This is a genomic window from Coleofasciculus sp. H7-2, from assembly GCF_042747725.1.
Taxonomy (GTDB): domain Bacteria; phylum Cyanobacteriota; class Cyanobacteriia; order Cyanobacteriales; family FACHB-T130; genus FACHB-T130.
The window spans coordinates 1-18,261 of record NZ_JBHZGO010000034.1 but is presented as its reverse complement, the minus strand read 5'-3'; the positions used below and the strand labels follow the sequence as shown (position 1 = coordinate 18,261).

Below are 18,261 nucleotides of genomic sequence, written 5' to 3'. Positions count from 1 at the left end.
CACCAAATCAGCCTAAAGGTGAAGGATAAATTCTCTTGCCTCACTTAGAATTTCGCAGAGCTTCGCGGCTTTTTAGATTGCGAAATGGAGGTTTCATGGCAGTTGCACAAACTTTTAACCATGTTAAGAATAGGTTAACTCAAACAAAGTTACTTCCTCCAACTTGGTTACAATTTTTTATCATTGTCTTGCTGGTACTGGGAGTATTCTTTCGAGTCGTCAACCTAGACCGAAAAGTTTACTGGGGCGATGAGACTCTGACTTCATTACGGATTGCTGGTTACACCAAGGCAGAATTAGTCCAAGAACTCTTTGATGGACATCAGATTGGGATCGAAGATTTGCAGAAGTTTCAACAACCCAATCCGGAAAAAGGTGTAAGCGGAACCATCAACTCGATAGTAGTAGATACTCCCCAGCATCCGCCACTATATTTTTTGATGGCAAGATTTTGGGCGCAATGGTTTGGTTATTCACCAGGGATAATCAGAAGCTTGTCTGCATTAATTAGCTTGCTAGTATTTCCTTGCATCAATTGGCTATGCCGAGAATTATTTGGATTTTCCTTAGTAGGATGGGTAGCGATGGCACTCATCGCCGTCTCCCCATTTCAAGTTCTCTACGCCCAGGAAGCACGACCTTATAGTTTATGGAGTGTGGCAATCTTACTATCCAGCGCGGTGCTGCTGCGAGCCATACGACTGGGAAATAGAGACACCAAAACCCTTATTTCTACTTGGGGAATGTATGCAGCAACGCTAGCACTGGGAATTTATACCCAGTTATTTTTTGCGCTGGTTGCCATTGGACATGGAATTTATTTATTGATAATTGAAAAATTCCGATTTACCAAGACAGTCTTTGCCTATTTGCTGGCATCTTTGGCTGGGTTCCTTACTTTTGTGCCTTGGCTTTTAGTTATTATTAGCAACTTGTCTACCGTTGAAGATACAACAGGTTGGTCTCGCCAGAAAGAAACCCTGTTTTCTTGGGTGAAAGCTTGGACTCGCAATATCACTCGGACAATGCTTGATGCAGACCCAGAAGGAGGAGCGATCGCGTTTGGATTTGACAATCAATGGACAGAATTAATTCGGCTGACTTTGGTAGGAATGGTTGTATTTCTGACAGGATATGCAATTTATTTTCTGTGCCGCTATACTCCCAAACGAGTTTGGTTATTTGTCTTAACATTGATTGGAGTTAGCTGCTTACCCTTCATCTTAAAAGATTTAATTTCAGGAGGAGGATTGTCAGGTTCAACTCGGCATCTCGTACCGATTTATTTAGGGATTGACTTAGCAGTTGCTTACTTGCTGGCTAGTAAAATTAGCTTGGTTTCTAGGAGTGCTAGAACACAAAAGCTATGGCAACTTGTGCTGATTGCGGTGGTTTCAAGTGGTGTCATCTCCTGCGCCATCAGTTCTCAACAAGAAATTTGGTGGAACAAAACCCTCTCTCAAACCAAATACAATCCCCAAGTAGCCAGCATTATCAACCAAGCGACTCATCCGCTTTTGGTCAGCGATGAGTTGCTAACCTTGATTCTGCCTTTGAGTCATGCACTTGACCCGAAAGTGCGGCTTCAATTAGTAGTTAAACCAGATGTGCCTCAGATTCCGGATGGGTTCAGCGATGTGTTTTTATATAGGAGTTCCCAAAAATTGAAAAAGGCACTGAAAAAGCAGAACTACAAAATAGAGCCTGCATACGAGACGGGTGAAGTCTGGCTTTGGAAACTAGAAAAAAAGGTGTGAGTGGAAAAAATTATTGATTTGCGTAGAGACGCGATCGCTCGCATCTCTACAATCCAAAATCAAAAATCAAAAATGGTTTAGGACTGGGTAGCGATCGCTTCTATCTCAACAACTGGCACTTCATCCTGGGACGGATTGCTAACTCGATCCAAAATTTCCATCAGTTCCCGTTCAAAAACAACTTGTGCGCGGTTAGTTCTGCCGCCAACATAGAAGCGAATCTCCTGCTGAGAGGCGGCGCTAACGCCTTCTTGCAGCGCCCAAATTTGCGAATGAGAAAAATAACTCATAACCACACCCAGCATCAGCAAACCAAAGCCAGCATAAACAAACGGGATACCGGGATCGGCTTTTATTTGCAAGCCAGTGCTGCCGATAACTTCATCAATGCTAAGCCTGACTCCATTCACTGGTGCCGACATCCCAGCGCGAATGGTATTTATTAGCTGACCCTTCGGATCGTAAAGCAGCAGCGTTCCCTGCAAATCCTTCGCAATTAGGGCAACTCCCTCACTCAAATCCGGTTTAGTGGGAATCCAAGTTCCCCAGATTCGACCCTTGCCGCCAGTATTTAATGACGCCATCGGCAACTGTAAAACTGGGCTATTATTCAGCCGCACCCGGATACCTGCAATTCCCCAATCGGTTTGATAAAACGTCACGCCTCGGTAACGCAGCGGCTGATTGACGTGAATAGTTTGACGATCAACTTCTTGTTCTTGTTTATCCAAAACTGACAAATCCGAATAAAACTGGTCGATTCTGCCTTCAGGTGTATAGTCAATCCAAAAACGATTTACCCGCACCGACCAATCTTTGGGAACTTGCGGCAGCGCCCAAGAACCGGCTTCGATGATATTTTTCACCTGAAACGTATCGCCGCTGGGAACCATTTCCTGGGCGACAAAACCTGTTATGCTACCCCAAATTGCGCCCCCCAGAATAATTAACATACTGGCATGAACGACAATCGGGCCAATCCGTCCCACCAGTCCTTTACGGGCGTAAAGTTTATCTCCTTCTTGAAAAACTTTATAGCGCCGCTGCCGCAACAATTCGGTAAGTTTATTCAGCGAACCATTGTCTAGTTCCGCACTCAGGGCGAGTTTCTGAAATTGACGGGGTTGGTCGTAAAACTTCCACTGCTGTGCTGCTTTTAAAGCTGGAAACTGGCGGGTGAAGGTACAGGCAGTTAAGCTGCTGCCAAATAAAATCAGGATTGCTAAAAACCACCAGGTGCGATAAACACGATCCAATCCGATTACCTGGATTACTTTCCAAGTCAGGAAACCAAACAAAGCGGGATGCTCTGGATAGTTAGCTTGGTAGAAAGCGGGCGACTGACCCTGCTCAATGACCGTGCCAGAGATGCTAAAAAGCGCGATCGCTAATAGCAACGCGATCGCTAACCGCAAATCTGCCAGCAATGGCAACAACTCCCGCCGCCAAAACCGATAGGAAGTTGACCCCAAGTTTGAGAAAAAAGAATTTTTTGCAGTCATTTTTTGATAATTGATAATTGGTAATAGCTAATTCTTTTGATTACCATTAGCCAATCGGAATCCGAGACAGCAGCGAAAATACCCCAAATCCAACCAAAAGCACACCACTAACTGGTGTAATCCAACTCGACCACTGGCGCAACTCCAGCAACTTCTTAATAGAGGCTGTAAAAGTCCCTGCCAAAATCAACGGTGCCACATAACCTGCTGTGTACGATAGCAGCAAGACTGCACCTAATACCACGTCTTGCGTCGTGGCTATCCAACCCAGTAACGTTCCCAACACGGGAGTACTACACGGAGAAGCAACCACCCCAAAAGTTAGACCAATCAGATAGGAACGCACTCCCTCTGGTAATTCTTTGGAAATCCACTCCATCCCACCCCAAGCAGGCAACGGAAGGGGCAAAGCTTCTAGTAAATTTAGCCCCATTGCGATCGCCAGAATGCTCACAAGAATCGGCAAACCAAATCCCACTTGACCGTAGACGTTTCCCAGCAACGCCGCTAAGATGCCAAGACCTGCCAGCGTCGTTGCCAATCCCAAGGAAAACCAGGTAGCCTGGGCAGCTGCTTGGAGGCGGCTTTTGGTTTCATAGCCCCCGATGTAGCCAAGGGTGATGGGCAACATGGAAAGCATACAGGGCGTCAGACTGGTGAGCAATCCGGCTGCAAAGATAATGCCAATACTGATAACGCTGAGATGTTGCAGCTGGATGAAAACGAGAGTGTTGGCAAATTCACTGAGTTCGTAAAGCTGGGTTTGCAGACTTTCAATCATGAGGAGGTTAGTTCGTGGAATGCTGACTCTGCTTGAATTTTAGCTTACTTGGAAGGGCAGAACCGGCGGGAATGGCGGCGTCCGCACAGTCTGCTTGACAATAACACCGATCGGTATTTTTTTTATCAACGCAGGTTTCTCAAGAAATTCTTAAGGATGTTTTCAGCGATTGCCCCATTAAGCTTGCAGCGAGTCTTTTATTCAAATGTTGTTAATTATTGTCAAGTCTAAAAGCGAAAACTTTTATTCTTTTTATAAAGCAACACTAAAAAATTTGTATTTCTTAACATTAAATAGCATTTAACATTAGAGTTTTTTTCCAAATTTAGGGAACCCTAAATACAGACACATCAGGACTTACGCAACTTGCGCGACATCTGAGGGCAATCCCCCTGGGGATTGAACCGACAAGAACGCTATATGTATAAGCTTTGCGTAAGTCCTGACATATTCAGGAGCCTATATTGTCCCTCCTTCCACGAGCAGACCGATGACCTAGCCAACGAACAGCTGAGAGCCTCATTGACTATTTATGGAAAACTCCAAGAACGTCGAGGAGAGTGCTACGTCCGTGTTGAATGTTGAATTTGAGCAACTTAACTTAGTTTCGATATATCTGAACCAAAGAGGAAATTAAAAATGAAGAATTCCTTAAGCCTTCCGCAAAAGCGATGGTGCTTCCGCCTGTAGAGGAAATCGCTGCTCTGTTCGAGCTAGCAATAATGGGCGACCTCAGAGGTATTGCCAAGCGAGCCGCTCAACTGGAACAGATGAATCAGGACTGGATACCGTTTGCCAGCCATTTACGTCAATTAGCCAAGGGCTTTAAAGAAAAACAAATCTTGGAATTTATTAAACAATAGAGAGAAAGTAAATGAACGTTGAAATTCCCCATAAAGGCATAATCTTAATCGTTGATGATACTCCCACAAATTTAGGGATTTTGTTCGATTTTTTAGCGGATTCCGGCTTCAAAATTTTGGTAGCGCGGGATGGCGAAAGTGCTATTCAGAAGGTGGAATATGCACCGCCGGATCTCATCTTATTAGATGTGCTGATGCCTGGGATGGATGGGTTTGAAACTTGCCGTCTCCTGAAAGCCAATCAAGCAACAAAAGATATTCCCGTGATTTTTATGACGGCGCTCACTGAGACGGCGGATAAGGTTAGAGGTTTGAATTTGGGAGCGGTCGATTATATTACTAAACCACTTCAGCATGAAGAAGTTTTAGCTCGCGTTACTATCCACCTAAGCATCCAGAATCTAACTAAGAAACTAAAAGAACAAAATGTGCGTTTGGAACAAGAAATCCAAGAACGTACAAGGGTAGAGGAAGCGCTGTTGCAGCTCAAAGAAGAACAAGAAGAACGGGTAGAGGAACGAACTGTTGAACTTTCCCAATCTAATGCTCTGCTGAAACAAGAGATTCAAGAGCGGATTTCTACAGAGGCAGTATTACAACAATCGGAAGCACGCTATCGAGAACAAGCGCATCAGCTAGAACTTGCGTTTCGCCAACTCCAACAGACTCAAAGCCAACTGATTCAAAGCGAACAACTGGCTAGTTTGGGACAGTTAGTCGCCGGTGTCGCTCATGAAATGAATAACCCGGTTAACTTTATCTACGGCAATGTTACGCACGCAGATCACTATACCCAAGACCTGATGCACCTGCTGAACCTCTATGCTAAGGAATTTCCCAATCCGGGGCCAACTATCACTGAGGAGGCTCAGGCGATTGACCTAGAGTTTCTCGTTGAAGACCTGCCGAAACTGCTGGGTTCGATGAAGATCGGGGTTGAACGCATCCGCGAAATCGTCCAGTCATTGCGGAACTTCTCTCGCGTGGATGAGGCTCAGATGAAGCCAGTGAACATTCACGATGGGCTAGACAGCACTCTGCTGATTTTGAACAACCGGCTGAAATCCAAGCCTGATTATCCGGGCATTCAAATCATCAAAGAGTATGGCAAGTTGCCTCCTGTAGAGTGTTATGCAGGTCAGCTGAACCAGGTGTTCATGAATCTGCTTTCGAGTGTGATTGATACTTTGGAGGAGTATGACCGTAAGCGATCGCCTGAAGAAATACACTTCTCCCGCAGTACCATTCGGATTTGTACCGAAATAACCGACCGTGGCTTTGTGACCATTCAGATTACAGATAATGGCCCCAGTATGACGGAGGAAGTCCGCACTCACCTGTTTGATCCCTTCTATACGCCGAAAACGAATGGCAAAGGCACGAAGATTGGGTTGTCCCTTAGCTATCAAATTGTCGTGGACAAACATGGTGGGCAGATGCAGTGTATTTCAGCGCCCGGACAAGGTACGGAATTCATCATGGCGATTCCGATTCGACAGGATCTTCAGAAAACGCCTTCGTTCCAGTCAATTTGATCTCAAAGTCATCAGCTAAAAGACATTTAACTTGCACGGTAAATTCTGGTAGTAGGTGATGGAAATTACCTAAAACCTCTGTTTCAATTTGTGCAATTTAGATGTACGGCAGCTTATGGCTCTCGGCGTCGCCGCCTAGCCGCAGACCGACGCCCTTGTAGAGACACGATTTCGGCTTCGCTACTCTCCCGCGCCACGCGAATCAGCAGCCCCCCAGCAATCAAACTGGCAATCATGGAATTGCCACCATAGCTAAACAGTGGCAAGGGCAAACCCGTAGTAGGTAGGACGCCAGTCGCAACGCCAATATTTAGCAGTGACTGCCCCACCATCAAAATCATGGCTCCAATCGCCACCAGCCGGTGAATGGGATTTTGCGCCTTTATCGCCACAATCAGCGCCAGCGTCGCATAAGCCATCAGCAGTAGCAGCAGCAGCAAACTGCCTGCAAAGCCAAATTCTTCTGCATACACCGCAAAGATAAAATCGGTGTACTGAATCGGCAAATAAAACAGCTTCTGTTGCGATAGCCCAAAACCCGACCCCCAGATGCCGCCAGAACCAACTGCCAGTAAACTTTGAATCAGCTGGTATCCGTCTTGCATGGGGTCAGCCCAAGGATTCAAAAAAGACATTATCCGACGGCGCTGATATTCTTTCACGCTGATACTGATTGTCGCCAAGAGCAACCCACCCAGTGCCGTTCCTCCCAAGTAGGAATAAGGCAACCCAGCAGCAAGTGCGATTAGCCACAAAGTCATTCCGCAAAGCGCGGTTGTACTTAAGTTGGGCTGTAGCAAAATTCCCAAAAGCACGCAGCAAAAAATTAACAGCCAGGTCAAGCGGACTTTCCACGTTAGCCTGTCCCAATGCCCAAAGATCCGAGCGCCTTGCAACACCAGGAATGGCTTGATCAATTCAGAGGGTTGAATTGGAAATGGTCCCAAGGCTATCCAGCGGGTTGCACCATTGGTGGTGGTTCCGACTCCCGGAATCAGGGTGACGAAAATCAATGCCAACAGTAGTATCACAAACCAATCGGCGATCTCTAGGACAGAACGCAGCGGGAAGTTCACCACCAGGTTAAATGCTACTAGCCCAAGGATGACTGAGACGATTTGTCGCTTGAAGTAGTACAGTCCATCCCCAAACTCAGCATCGGCACTGGGATAGGATGCAGAAAACAGCACTACTAACCCGATAAACAGCCAGAGGAAGGTTAGCCACCGCAACAATCTGGCATCTATTGCCCAATCCTGGGCAGAGGAATTAAAAACAGGAACTAGCTGGCGTAAATTCACAGCGACTTGGCGTATAGGTGACATTCAGTGGCAGGGAATTACTCGCGCGATCGCTCTAGCGTATGCATGGAGTGCTGCTCTCTCCCCAACATTAGCAGCGGTACCGACCAAAATGATAAGGCGCTTTGCCCTATATCAGTTCATCCGATCCCGATTTTCTTGGCTTTTCTATGAATTTTTCTGACATCTAACGGCATCAGGCGATCGCCCTCTAAATCAAAAATTTATTAATTACCTCTAAAAATTAAAGCTTTAAAGAAGATTGCTTTACTGACGATCTTTGTATTGGAGTTAACCGTATGATTACTGAAATCAAAATTCTAAATTTCAGTGATTTAAGTAAAAATGCGACCTTATTACTTCGTAATATCTATAGCCGCAATTATGTATAATCACGCAGACCACTTAGAGTTTTGGATTGAGCAAGCTGAAAAAGCTCAATTAGCTCCCAGGGCTACAGAGACTATTCCCGATTCCCTATAAGTTGAGCGAGATTACTTAGAAATGCAGGTCAAAACCCATCCCATCAATGTAACGGTACTGACTGTCCTGGTGCTAGCAGGATTTCTCGGCATCGCTTACATACTATTAGCCCTCAGCTCATCTTCACTATACTCATCTACACATCCAGCGGTCGTACCTTGGATAGGCGAACAGCATCAATGTGAGACAAGCGGCAGAACTTGGAGAGAAGAGAGCGAGGAAGAATGCCTGGATTACGAACGCAGCGCTGACTTCTAAAAGAGTTTGGCTTAACATAAATTTCCGAAAAATTCTTGAAAAGAAGTCAACAAATGCTTATCCAGCAAGCTTTAGTTGCTCTTTTTTCTAATCTAGTTCTCATACCATTTCACAAATTGCCTGCAACAAAATCCTCCCAACCGTCCCCTTAAAAAGGGAGCTTCGAGAATCGAAGTGTAGCGCCAATAAAGCGAATTGCTCCAGACTTACGCAACATCACCACATCTGCCACCGCAATCCCCAGGGGGATTGCCCCTACAAAACGCTATATGTATAAGCTTTGCGTAAGTCCTGTTGCTATCAGAAAGAGGATATTTAGCCACAAAAAAAGAGGTCGTAAAGACCTCTTTGCAATTAAATCTTATCAAAATGTTGAAAATTCCGTAAACAAGCCTATTTCAGCAAATTAAAGTAGACCAGTATTTACTCCTGGCTTACCAGTAGCCAGCTCAACCTTAACGATTTTTCCACCCATTTTCATAATCCGCTGCTGTTCGCGAAACCAATTTTCGTAGGGAACGAGTTTCGTGAAATAAGTGTTTTGCAATTCCCGCTGAGTCCGAATACGGGTCTGGCTGGGAACACAGGCAGTAATTTTAAACATCCGCATGGTTGATTTCTCCTAGTCAGGTGGTGAGGAAATTTTTGATCTCAATCAATCTTTGGATTGGCGTATCTATAAGACACCGAAGGCTGGGAGTCAAGAGTCAATACTAGACCGCTAAAACTTATCAACTCAATTCGACAAGCCTTTGACGAGCTAGCATTCACTCCAGACTTCCCAGACTTCACCAGACAAAACGCAGTCGCTTAGAACTTAAGCGATGAACGAGCGCTTACGCTTAGCTCAAGCCAGAGCAGATGTAGTCTAAATAAACGCCCATTTCCTTACCGGCATCGGCACCGACCAAGCTGGCAGTAACTTCTTTCATCGCTTGGATAGCTTGCACAGTGGCGGAAACAGGAACACCCAGGGAGTTGTAGGTTTCCTTCAAGCCATTCAGCACGCGCTCATCCAAGATGGAGGGATCGCCAGCCAGCATGGCATAGGTGGAATAGCGGAGGTAGTAGTCCAAGTCGCGGATGCAAGCAGCATAGCGACGGGTGGTGTACATATTGCCACCGGGACGGGTGATGTCAGAGTACAGCAGGGACTTAGCAACCGCTTCTTTAACGATGGTGGCGGCATTGGCGCTAATGGTGGTTGCTGCACGAACGCGCAGTTCGCCAGTGTTGAAATAGCCCTTGAGCTTTTCCAAAGCACCAGTGTCAAGGTATTTACCTTGAACGTCGGAAGAATTGATAACAGCAGTAATTGCGTCTTGCATTTTTCTTGTTTCCTTATCTTACGTAGTCAGGTTCAAATCCTCAGCAGGGAAAGGGAAACACCCTACTGCATGGCACCAATCACGTAGTCGAAGTAAGCGCCTGCTTCAGAAGCATCTTCGCCAGACATCATGGAGGAAGCAGCATTCTTCATAGCGCGAACGCCTTCGGAAACTGCGTCAACCGGGGTACCTAGAGACTTATACATTTCGCGGACGCCCACCAAACCGATTTCTTCAATCGGGGTGACATCACCAGCAACAACTCCGTAGGTGATCAGACGCAGGTAGTAGTCCAGATCCCGCAGGCAGGTAGCGGTCATTTCTTCACCGTAAGCGTTGCCACCGGGAGAAACAACATCAGGACGCTTTTGGAACAGCTGGTCGCCTGCTTGCTTGACGATGCGCTCGCGGGAGTCGGTCAACGTTTGGGCAATCCGGAGGCGACGCTCACCAGAGGTCACGAAGTTCTTGATCCGGTCTAGTTCGCCTGGGCTAAGATAACGAGCCTCGGCATCGGCATTCACGATAGATTTCGTGACGATACTCATTTGTGGATTCCTCCAATCAAAAGAAAAATTTTACCAGATGGTTTGAAACATGGCATTCGCCAAGGAATGTGTGAGCCTGTCACTGCTAAAGAATACTTTTTCGGTATCTTCAGCATTTTTCAGTGTAACCATCCGTACACACTGCCTTGGACTCAGCTACCTTCCGCAAATAATTTTGCGGCATTAGGTTCACATTCCAGGTCTGTTCTTAACAGTTTTTAACATTGCTCCTCATTTTGGGGCTTTGAGGGCGATCGCCTGTCAGGTTTACTGAACTGCTCCAGGACGCAGCAGGAGCTGAGGAGTCCCATCCTCTCGCTTGGGCCAGAATCAGGGTCAGTTGAAAGTTTTTCCAACGAGCTGGCAAAAGTTACAGTTGGCAGTAAGTATGGCTATATTGACCACAAGGGACGGATGGTCAGCCAGTCCCAGTTTGATGAAGCCCTAATTGAGTAAGATTGATTACTGACATCATTGCATTAGCCGTTCGCCTGCTTTATTTCTCTCTTGCTGGAGAGGAACAGAAAAATGCGATCGCCTCCTCTCCTCTTTTCCCTGGAGCGTCCTCTGTGGTTCGATAAAAAAGCCCTCTGACCTTTCTAACAGATCAAAGGGCAGATTATTTTGTAAGGTGGGCATTACCCACCCTACAAAAACTTACAGAATTTATCGGCTAAAGCGATTACCGATGAAAGAAGGCGACATATCTGACCAGGACTGTTTCACCAAGTCAGCTGCTGCTTTCACACTGCCCAGATAATTACCCGCTGGCAGGGACGGGAAGCGGTTGTAAGGCACCACATCCTCGCCGAAGTAACGGGCATACTCAGGACTATCCACCATTGCCTCTACAGCCGCCTTCAAGCCGCTATCCGCCAGCAGTTTGTTGTACTGCCGGATTTCACCTTGGGTAGCGGGTGCGCGTCCCAGCAGGTGCCGGAACAGGAACTCAATCACCTTGGTGTTGGGATAGGGGGTATAGAAGCGACGGCGATAGATATCGGAACTCGCCAGACTCTTGACAAACTCTCGTACCGAGATTTCACCGTTGCGGAGTTTGCTATCCAGATCCGAACGGCGCAGTTCACCAGGAACTTGACCGCTGAAGATATCCATCACCTGACAGTAGATGGCATTAATCACCTGTGCAGATTCACCCTGGTTCATGCCTGGGTTCATCCGGTGAATCCGTGCAGGCTTACGCCGCGATGTCCCAACTCCAATTTCAACGGATTGCCCGTCACCGTTGCTAAAGGAACGACCCAACTCGATAAACAGCGGCTTACTCATGTCGCGCTGACGAGCTTTGGCAGCGATATCTGCGATCGCTTTACCCATCATCGGCATCTTCGCCACATCCATGCGCGACTGCACCGGCTTAAAGCTGGGAACCACCAAGTCATCATTCTGCTTGGTCAGTTGGTTATACAGCTTCTCGGTATTCGGGAAGTTTGCCGCTGGCAGCGTCGGGAAGCGGTTGTAAGGCACCGTATCTTCTCCGAACGCCTGACCATACTCTGCGCTATTCACCATTGCGCCCACAAAGCCCCGAAGCCCCTGAGAGGCAAGGATCTGGTTATACTTGCGAATTTCTACTTGGTCTAGGGGTGCCCGTCCCAAGAAGTGCTTCGTACCCAGCTCGATCACCTTGGTGTTCGGGTAGGGGGTGTAGAACTCTTTGATGTAGAGGTCTGAACCTCCCAACGCCTCAATAAATTCCTTGAGGTTGATTTCACCATTGCCCAGCTTGCTTTCCAGGTCGCTGAATTGGTTCTTCACGATATAGGGTTCAATATCGCGCTCGAAAATCTGCCGATATGTCGCCCGGATCGTGTTTTGCACCAAATTCTTGTCGCCGGTTTCCGTCAGCTTGAAGACCTTGGTTTGTTCGCGCTTCTTGCTAACACCTTGGTTGATGCGGAATTGAATGTCCGGTTCCGTCCGCAGTTGCGTGACTTGACCGAGTTCCACAAAACGAGGGGTTTCTTGCTTCTCAACGTTGGTACCTGTGTCAGCAATGCTACCAAGCCGGAGACTACGCAAGCTGACGCCCGCTGGTGTCAGATACCGCTCGTAAGGAACCGTATCTTCCCCAAACGACTCGTTGTATTCGGGGCTATCGATAATCGCGTCAACCAAGGCGTAGAAGCCTTTTTTGGCGCAAATATCAAAATACTTGTTGGTTTCCTGACGTCCGTAGGTGGGACGACCCAACAGACGACGGTGGATGTATTCAATCGACTTGGTGACGTACAGCGAAGTCCAGTACAACTTGCGGAACAAGTCGGACTTAGCCAGAACGCGGATGAACTCCCGCACTGTGGTTTCGCCGTTTTCCAGCTTGATTTCCGCCACCTTGAGGCGTTGACCTTCATAGACATCCCGCCCAAACACTTGCAGGTAGGCTGCCTTCAGCACCGCTTGGGTGGAACTTTCCGAGTATTTGACGCTGGAATTCTTTACATACCGTCTGAAGGACGTACCGCCGTTCGCTCCTGGACCAGGGAGTTGATCCAGCTTGAACACTTTCGGACCTAGGGAACCCGGAGCTTTGGGACGAGCTGCTGGGTTGCTCAGTTGGTTGTCAATTCCTGGGCCTTGGCGGATCAGGATGCGACGAGTATCCTTACCAAACGGAGCAGGTCGGGTGTTGGGATTCTTCGTTTCTTTCGGGAAGATTGCCCCAAACTGAATTTCCAGGGGGTCGTTGCCGGAACCATACGGGTGTTGGTCGGGCAGCGGTCGCTCGTAAGCGGCAAATGTGGTAATGAACTGCGGCACCTTGCGGAAAGGGGCACTGTAGTTCAACAAATCTTGCTGCGGTCCCCAGTTGCGACACTCCTGCGCTTCTTGACCTAGACCCCGGATGTAGGGCACGGTTTCTTCGCCGAAGTAGTCGGAATATTCCTTAGAGTCCACCAGGGCATCCACGAGACCGGGTAGACCTTTGTTGGAAACGATGGAGAAGTATTCTTGTACTTCTTCACGGCTGGATGGGCCGCGACCCAGGAAGTGACGGAATGCCAGTTCCAGAGCGCGACTGTTGATATATGGCTCGTAGAAGTTTTTGCGGTAAAGAAAAGATTTACCCAAGCGGCGGATAAATTCTTTCATCGAGATGTCACCATTTCTGACTTTGGATTCCAGGTCAGAGATGCCAAGGCTGTAAGCGCGAGTAATGTCGCGCTCAAAGACTTGCCGATAGGCGGCTTTGATGATTCCTTCCTTTTCCGAAGATGACAAACCGGGCTTCATGGCGTATTTAGGACGCCGCTCGGCTGAATTAAAGTAGATTTGGGGCAGTTGCAGACCTTGCTGATCGCCAGAAGGACGCTGCCGCACTTTGTCGGAGGGGGTGGGGGCGCGGAATTCGCTAATCAGCACTTCAAAGTACTGGTTGACAATCGTTGTCCCCTCATCGTCGCGCCGGAAATAACCTAAGGCGGCTGCCCGCATTTCCTGCAACGCCACAATTGTCGCTTCGCCGGAGCAAGCATTTTCGATGATTTCCCGCAAACCCCGCGTGTTGACCGCGATGATATTGGGGTCTCCGGCAACGATTGCGTATGTCAGGTAGCGCAAGAACCAGGATAAGTCCCGCAACGACTTCTGCATATTGCCCGGACCGTAACGGGCGACGTTGATCGGTCGGAAACCGGCTGGGGTAGGGCCGCCGCCGCCTGCGCTGAAGAGCGATCGCAACCCCTGCAAAAAGCCACCGCTGCTCTCCACATAGGTGACATTTCCCAGCGTCATCCCTTGTTTGACATCCGGAACGCTAGCCATCGCCAATTCGGGTTCGCGAGGCTTTTCTAAGAAAGCCATCGGGGAACCCCCGACGAAAATGCGGTTGGCTGCGCGGGACACAATCAAGTCTGCATTTTGGGTGAGCGTTTGAGCAATCTCAAGACGCTTGCTGCCAGAACTGAAATAGCTCTTCAGTTCATCCAGCTCACCTCTCCCTAAGAAGCGGTCTTGTTGTTCCGCTTGCGAAATAGTTGCAACTGGTACTGTTTGATATAGTTGCGGACGCGCAACTGAGCTTCCACCACTTGCCTTAACACTCATTGGATCTCAAAAGCTCCCTATTCTAAATCGTCACTGCGTTAAACATGACCAGAGTGCCACTGATGAATGATGAATTGTGAAGGTTGAAGGATTAAAGTTAACCGACCGCCACGGGGGCGACTTACCCTGCGAAAGTGGCTCTTTCCCTACGGCTTATGGCTTATCAACTTCATTCTTGCGCCTTCAACATCTCAGCGTTCATTTTTGAGCCTTTATCCTTCAACTGCCTGGGGTTAATCAGCTCAGCTTTTAGATTAAAACTTTTCGGGCTTCTCAGGCGGGTTTGTTAAAAAGTGTGTAGAACCCTATCTAGGTGTTCACAAGGTCATAATACTAAATGGCGGCAGATTCCCTGAGAAGATCGATAAGTTTTGTTACCTAAACAGCCGTCTACCTACAGATGACCTGCCCGGACATCTCTAACTTTACCCTTTAACGTGATATGGAAATCAGGCAGGATATCAGTTCCGCCGTCCAACGACTCTACGATACTTACCCTTTTCCACCAGAACCTCTGCTGGATAGTCCGCCTCCCGGCTACAACTGGCGCTGGAATTGGCTAGCCGCTTATCACTTTTGCACCAATCAAACACCCCAAAAACTGGATGTCCGCATTTTAGATGCCGGATGTGGCACGGGTGTGGGGACAGAGTACTTGGTTCACCTCAATCCGGCGGCTCAAGTGGTGGGAATTGATTTGAGTTCGGGTGCTTTGGAGGTGGCACGAGAGCGTTGTCGCCGTTCCGGGGCAAATCGCGTCGAGTTTCATCACAAGAGCTTGTATGACGCGCAGCAACTACCGGGTGAGTTTGATTTAATCAACTGTGTTGGGGTTTTGCATCATTTGCCCGATCCGATTCGGGGAATTCAATCCCTGGCGGCAAAGTTAGCGCCGGGAGGCTTGATGCATATTTTCGTTTATGCTGAGCTGGGGCGCTGGGAAATTCAGTTGATGCAAAAAGCGATCGCCCTCCTCCAAGGCGAACGGCGAGGCGACTACCGCGATGGCGTTCAGGTGGGGCGTCAGATATTTGCCGCTCTACCTGAAAATAATCGACTTGTCAAGCGAGAAAAAGAGCGCTGGTCTTTAGAAAATCAGCGGGATGAGTGCTTTGCCGATATGTACGTTCATCCCCAAGAAATCGACTACAATATCGAAACTCTTTTTGAACTAATTGATGCTTCGGGTTTGGATTTTGTCGGTTTTTCCAATCCCAAAAACTGGGAATTAGAGCGACTGTTGGGGAAAAATCCAGACTTGCTGGAACAGGCTAAAAATTTGAGCGATCGCGAACATTATCGTTTAATCGAATTATTAGAGCCAGAAGCTGTCACTCACTACGAATTTTTCCTGGCACGTCCTCCCCTATCCAAAGCAGATTGGTCATTGGATGAGGCGCTGTTAGCAGCCATTCCAACGCGAAATCCGTGCATGGATGGATGGCCTAGCCGCTGTCTGTTTAACTACGATTATCAGATTGTCAATTTGTCAGAAGGAGAGTTTGAATTTTTGCAAGCGTGTGATGTTAACTCAGAAAAACGTCGAAGCGTAAAAGAAATTTTGGCTGGCGTTCAGATTGACTTGGATAAAGTGCGATCGCTCTTGAAACAACAGCTAATTATGCTGACACCGAGTTAACAAATAGGTAATTGGTAATGGGTAATAGTAAATTCGAGACGACTCATTACCGATTACCCATTCCCGTTGCCAATATTTCCTACATCAATTCAGATTACTAGACATTAGTTATTTTACTTTGATTCTGGATTCGTTGGTTCTGCCTCGTAGATGATCTCGCGTTTTGGCTCTTGGTTGCTGTCATCTGGAGTTTCAGCAGGGGTTTGATTTTGTGGTTCGGCAGGAGTTTCAGCAGGGGTTTGATTTTGTGGTTCAGCAGGAGTTTCAGCAGGCGTTTTATCTGGGGCTTCGTCTTCCGCTTCAAACTCAATCGTGATAATTGGTTTAGCCTCCCGATAGATAAAGGCTTCCATATCTCCTATGGGGTTTCGGGCACTGTTAAGGCTGTCACCATCATAAGGGGGAGTGCCATTAAAGAATTTTTCAAGTCGATAGGTTTGAGCCACGGCTGGGGAACCGATAAAGGCACTTAATCCAATGATGCAGATTAACCATTGAGTTTGAGGTTTCATTTGACCAATACCTCCTCAACTACAGCTACCTGTAGTGTATATAACCACCAAAGTTAAACGAAGTTTCCAGTTTATAACCTTTAGTGACTTATGTAAAACTTGAGAGGTCAAATAAAACCGGCAACGGGAGCGATCGCTACTGTACTCTTATGATTATTTTTTCAGCATCAAAGAATATTTCGATGTCGTCAAGAGCAAGTTCTGCTGGCATCGGCAATGGAAGCAATCGCTCTTAAAACAATAGCTGATTTTGCTGACGAGTTAACAAAACTAAGCTGCGTAAAGATGCAAATATAAATAATAAGCCCTCAGCCTTTACCTAGAGGAGATAAAAACTGAGGGCATTGTTAAAACTTGCATTACTACCTTATTGAACCTGGCTGGTTGGGCTTTTGGTTCATCGGTACTGCGTTCCTTTGTAACTGGCTTTCTGACTGATTAGGGTTGTTGTTTTGCTCTGTTAAGTTGCGATTGGTGGCTGGTGTCCCATCCTCGGTTGATTCACGAACATTTGTGTCGTTAGAGGTTTCCCTATTTCCACTGGGGTTGAGGGGTTGGGTAATATCGTCGCCCGTATATGGGGGGAGACCATTGAAAAAGTCTTGTAACGGTGTGTTTTGAGCTACGGCTGGGGAACTGATGAGGGCAGTTAATCCCAGGATGCCGATCAGCCACTGGGTTTTAAGTTTCATTTGACCAATACTTCCTTTACTATGTGTAGTCTGCTACTACTCAAGTTAAACAAGTTTGCTTTTTGTAACCTCTAGCTGCCGACGTACCACCTGAGATTAAAAATCAGTCGGGTAGAACCAGCAAAGGAAGCGATCGCTACCGTACCCATTTAATGATTCTTTTGGCGTCAAAAACCGATGGCGAGGCGATCGCTGCTTTACAGATGTTTGTCACACCTCCCCTTTTTACAAACTAAACCCCTGCACCTTCCGAGAAATATTACTGTCGGTAAGACTAAAAGTTATACTAATTTCAGTTGATACAAGGTATAACATAATGGCAAGTATCAAAACCGCCATCTCGCTGCCAGAATCTATTGTTTGAGCAAGCAGAAGCGATCGCCCGCGAGATGAAAATTTCGCGGAGTGCCGTAGTTGCGATCGCACTGGAAGAATTCATTCGCCGTCGAATAGGAATTGTCCCCTTAGGAGAAAAAAGCAACGGGAAGATCGTTGTTGCATCAACCGATAACTAGACGCGCCCAATTGCCGTAAGTTAAAACAGCGATCGCATCCTTGCACTTTCCCCCCTAATAACTGTGCGCCTCCAAATCAGACTACTCAGCGCGATCGCTCTTTTGACATCTGCTGCAACGCCTTTCGCGCCTAATTTTCCAGCGCCATTCACCACAACACAGGCGTTAGCGCAAACCCTAGATGCTCGGAAAGCCGAAGCAGACCGACTTCTACAGCAAGGGATTCAGCAGTATGATACAAGTCAATTTGAGGCAGCATTACAGTCTTGGCAGCAGGCACTAAGTCTCTATCGGGAAATTAAAGACCGTTTGGGGGAGGGAGCAGCCCTGGGCAATCTGGGAAATGCTTACAATTCCCTGGGAGACTACGCCAAGGCGATTGAGTACCACCAGCAGAGTTTGGTAATAGCGCGGGAAATTAAAAACCGTTCGGGGGAGGGAGCAGCCCTGGGCAATCTGGGAAATGCTTACGATTCCCT

Annotated in this window: 17 protein-coding genes; 8 read left to right on the top strand and 9 right to left on the bottom strand. The window is 47.4% G+C overall.

The window, feature by feature from the left end; all coding sequences use genetic code 11:
* The first annotated feature begins 95 nt into the window (after positions 1-95).
* Positions 96-1,757 (top strand): glycosyltransferase family 39 protein, encoded by a 1,662-nt coding sequence (locus tag ACFW2W_RS08445; protein WP_378175967.1) that lies wholly within the window; start codon positions 96-98, stop codon positions 1,755-1,757.
* A 77-nt stretch (positions 1,758-1,834) separates the two neighbouring features.
* On the opposite strand, the gene ACFW2W_RS08440 is transcribed toward ACFW2W_RS08445, so the two are convergent.
* Together ACFW2W_RS08440 and ACFW2W_RS08435 are read right to left on the bottom strand one after the other, a co-directional pair.
* Positions 1,835-3,259 (bottom strand): cytochrome c biogenesis protein, encoded by a 1,425-nt coding sequence (locus ACFW2W_RS08440; RefSeq protein WP_378175964.1) that lies wholly within the window; start codon positions 3,257-3,259, stop codon positions 1,835-1,837.
* 46 nt (positions 3,260-3,305) lie between these two features.
* The gene (locus ACFW2W_RS08435) at positions 3,306-4,040 is read right to left on the bottom strand and encodes a cytochrome c biogenesis protein CcdA (protein ID WP_378175961.1); all 735 of its coding nucleotides are present in this window, start codon (positions 4,038-4,040) and stop codon (positions 3,306-3,308) included.
* A 671-nt stretch (positions 4,041-4,711) separates the two neighbouring features.
* On the opposite strand from ACFW2W_RS08435, the gene ACFW2W_RS08430 reads away from it, so the two are divergent.
* Positions 4,712-4,903 carry a hypothetical protein gene (locus ACFW2W_RS08430; protein ID WP_378175958.1) on the top strand — a complete coding sequence of 64 codons (192 nt, stop codon included), beginning with the start codon at positions 4,712-4,714 and terminating at the stop codon, positions 4,901-4,903.
* An 11-nt stretch (positions 4,904-4,914) separates the two neighbouring features.
* Positions 4,915-6,438: a response regulator gene (locus ACFW2W_RS08425; protein ID WP_378175955.1), complete on the top strand. Its 1,524-nt coding sequence runs from the start codon at positions 4,915-4,917 to the stop codon at positions 6,436-6,438.
* A 113-nt stretch (positions 6,439-6,551) separates the two neighbouring features.
* Here the strand turns inward: ACFW2W_RS08425 and ACFW2W_RS08420 are convergent, their stop codons facing one another.
* Positions 6,552-7,763, bottom strand: coding sequence for an FtsW/RodA/SpoVE family cell cycle protein (locus ACFW2W_RS08420; RefSeq protein ID WP_378175952.1), 1,212 nt, complete (start codon positions 7,761-7,763; stop codon positions 6,552-6,554).
* Positions 7,764-8,243: 480 nt separating this feature from the next.
* Between ACFW2W_RS08420 and ACFW2W_RS08415 the strand changes: the two genes are divergently transcribed.
* Positions 8,244-8,480: a hypothetical protein gene (locus ACFW2W_RS08415; protein WP_378175949.1), complete on the top strand. Its 237-nt coding sequence runs from the start codon at positions 8,244-8,246 to the stop codon at positions 8,478-8,480.
* A 406-nt stretch (positions 8,481-8,886) separates the two neighbouring features.
* On the opposite strand, the gene ACFW2W_RS08410 is transcribed toward ACFW2W_RS08415, so the two are convergent.
* The 3 genes from ACFW2W_RS08410 to apcA all read right to left on the bottom strand — a co-directional run bounded on the left by ACFW2W_RS08410 (position 8,887) and on the right by apcA (position 10,356).
* Entirely contained in the window at positions 8,887-9,090 is a 204-nt protein-coding gene (locus ACFW2W_RS08410; RefSeq protein WP_190411193.1) for a phycobilisome linker polypeptide, read from the bottom strand.
* A gap of 232 nt (positions 9,091-9,322) precedes the next feature.
* Positions 9,323-9,808 (bottom strand): allophycocyanin subunit beta, encoded by a 486-nt coding sequence (apcB, locus tag ACFW2W_RS08405; protein WP_378175946.1) that lies wholly within the window; start codon positions 9,806-9,808, stop codon positions 9,323-9,325.
* A 62-nt stretch (positions 9,809-9,870) separates the two neighbouring features.
* Positions 9,871-10,356: an allophycocyanin subunit alpha gene (gene apcA, locus ACFW2W_RS08400; protein ID WP_378175943.1), complete on the bottom strand. Its 486-nt coding sequence runs from the start codon at positions 10,354-10,356 to the stop codon at positions 9,871-9,873.
* Positions 10,357-10,614: 258 nt separating this feature from the next.
* Between apcA and ACFW2W_RS08395 the strand changes: the two genes are divergently transcribed.
* Complete coding sequence (locus ACFW2W_RS08395) at positions 10,615-10,812, top strand: WG repeat-containing protein (protein ID WP_378176342.1); 198 nt, start codon at positions 10,615-10,617, stop codon at positions 10,810-10,812.
* A 210-nt stretch (positions 10,813-11,022) separates the two neighbouring features.
* Here the strand turns inward: ACFW2W_RS08395 and ACFW2W_RS08390 are convergent, their stop codons facing one another.
* A complete protein-coding gene (locus tag ACFW2W_RS08390) occupies positions 11,023-14,424 on the bottom strand; it encodes a phycobilisome rod-core linker polypeptide (protein ID WP_378175939.1) in 3,402 nt (1,133 codons plus the stop codon).
* A gap of 442 nt (positions 14,425-14,866) precedes the next feature.
* On the opposite strand from ACFW2W_RS08390, the gene ACFW2W_RS08385 reads away from it, so the two are divergent.
* On the top strand, positions 14,867-16,063 hold the full coding sequence (locus tag ACFW2W_RS08385; RefSeq protein ID WP_378175936.1) for a class I SAM-dependent methyltransferase: 1,197 nt from the start codon (positions 14,867-14,869) through the stop codon (positions 16,061-16,063).
* Between the two features lie 113 nt (positions 16,064-16,176).
* Here ACFW2W_RS08385 and ACFW2W_RS08380 read toward each other — a convergent pair whose 3' ends face one another.
* The gene (locus tag ACFW2W_RS08380; RefSeq protein WP_378175933.1) at positions 16,177-16,575 is read right to left on the bottom strand and encodes a hypothetical protein; all 399 of its coding nucleotides are present in this window, start codon (positions 16,573-16,575) and stop codon (positions 16,177-16,179) included.
* Between the two features lie 362 nt (positions 16,576-16,937).
* Positions 16,938-17,267, bottom strand: a complete 330-nt coding sequence (locus ACFW2W_RS08375) for a hypothetical protein (RefSeq protein ID WP_378175930.1) — start codon at positions 17,265-17,267, stop codon at positions 16,938-16,940.
* A gap of 356 nt (positions 17,268-17,623) precedes the next feature.
* Between ACFW2W_RS08375 and ACFW2W_RS08370 the strand changes: the two genes are divergently transcribed.
* Positions 17,624-17,782 carry a hypothetical protein gene (locus tag ACFW2W_RS08370; protein ID WP_378175927.1) on the top strand — a complete coding sequence of 53 codons (159 nt, stop codon included), beginning with the start codon at positions 17,624-17,626 and terminating at the stop codon, positions 17,780-17,782.
* Positions 17,783-17,884: 102 nt separating this feature from the next.
* A partial coding sequence (locus ACFW2W_RS08365; RefSeq protein WP_378176339.1) for a tetratricopeptide repeat protein occupies positions 17,885-18,261 on the top strand: 377 nt, incomplete at its 3' end.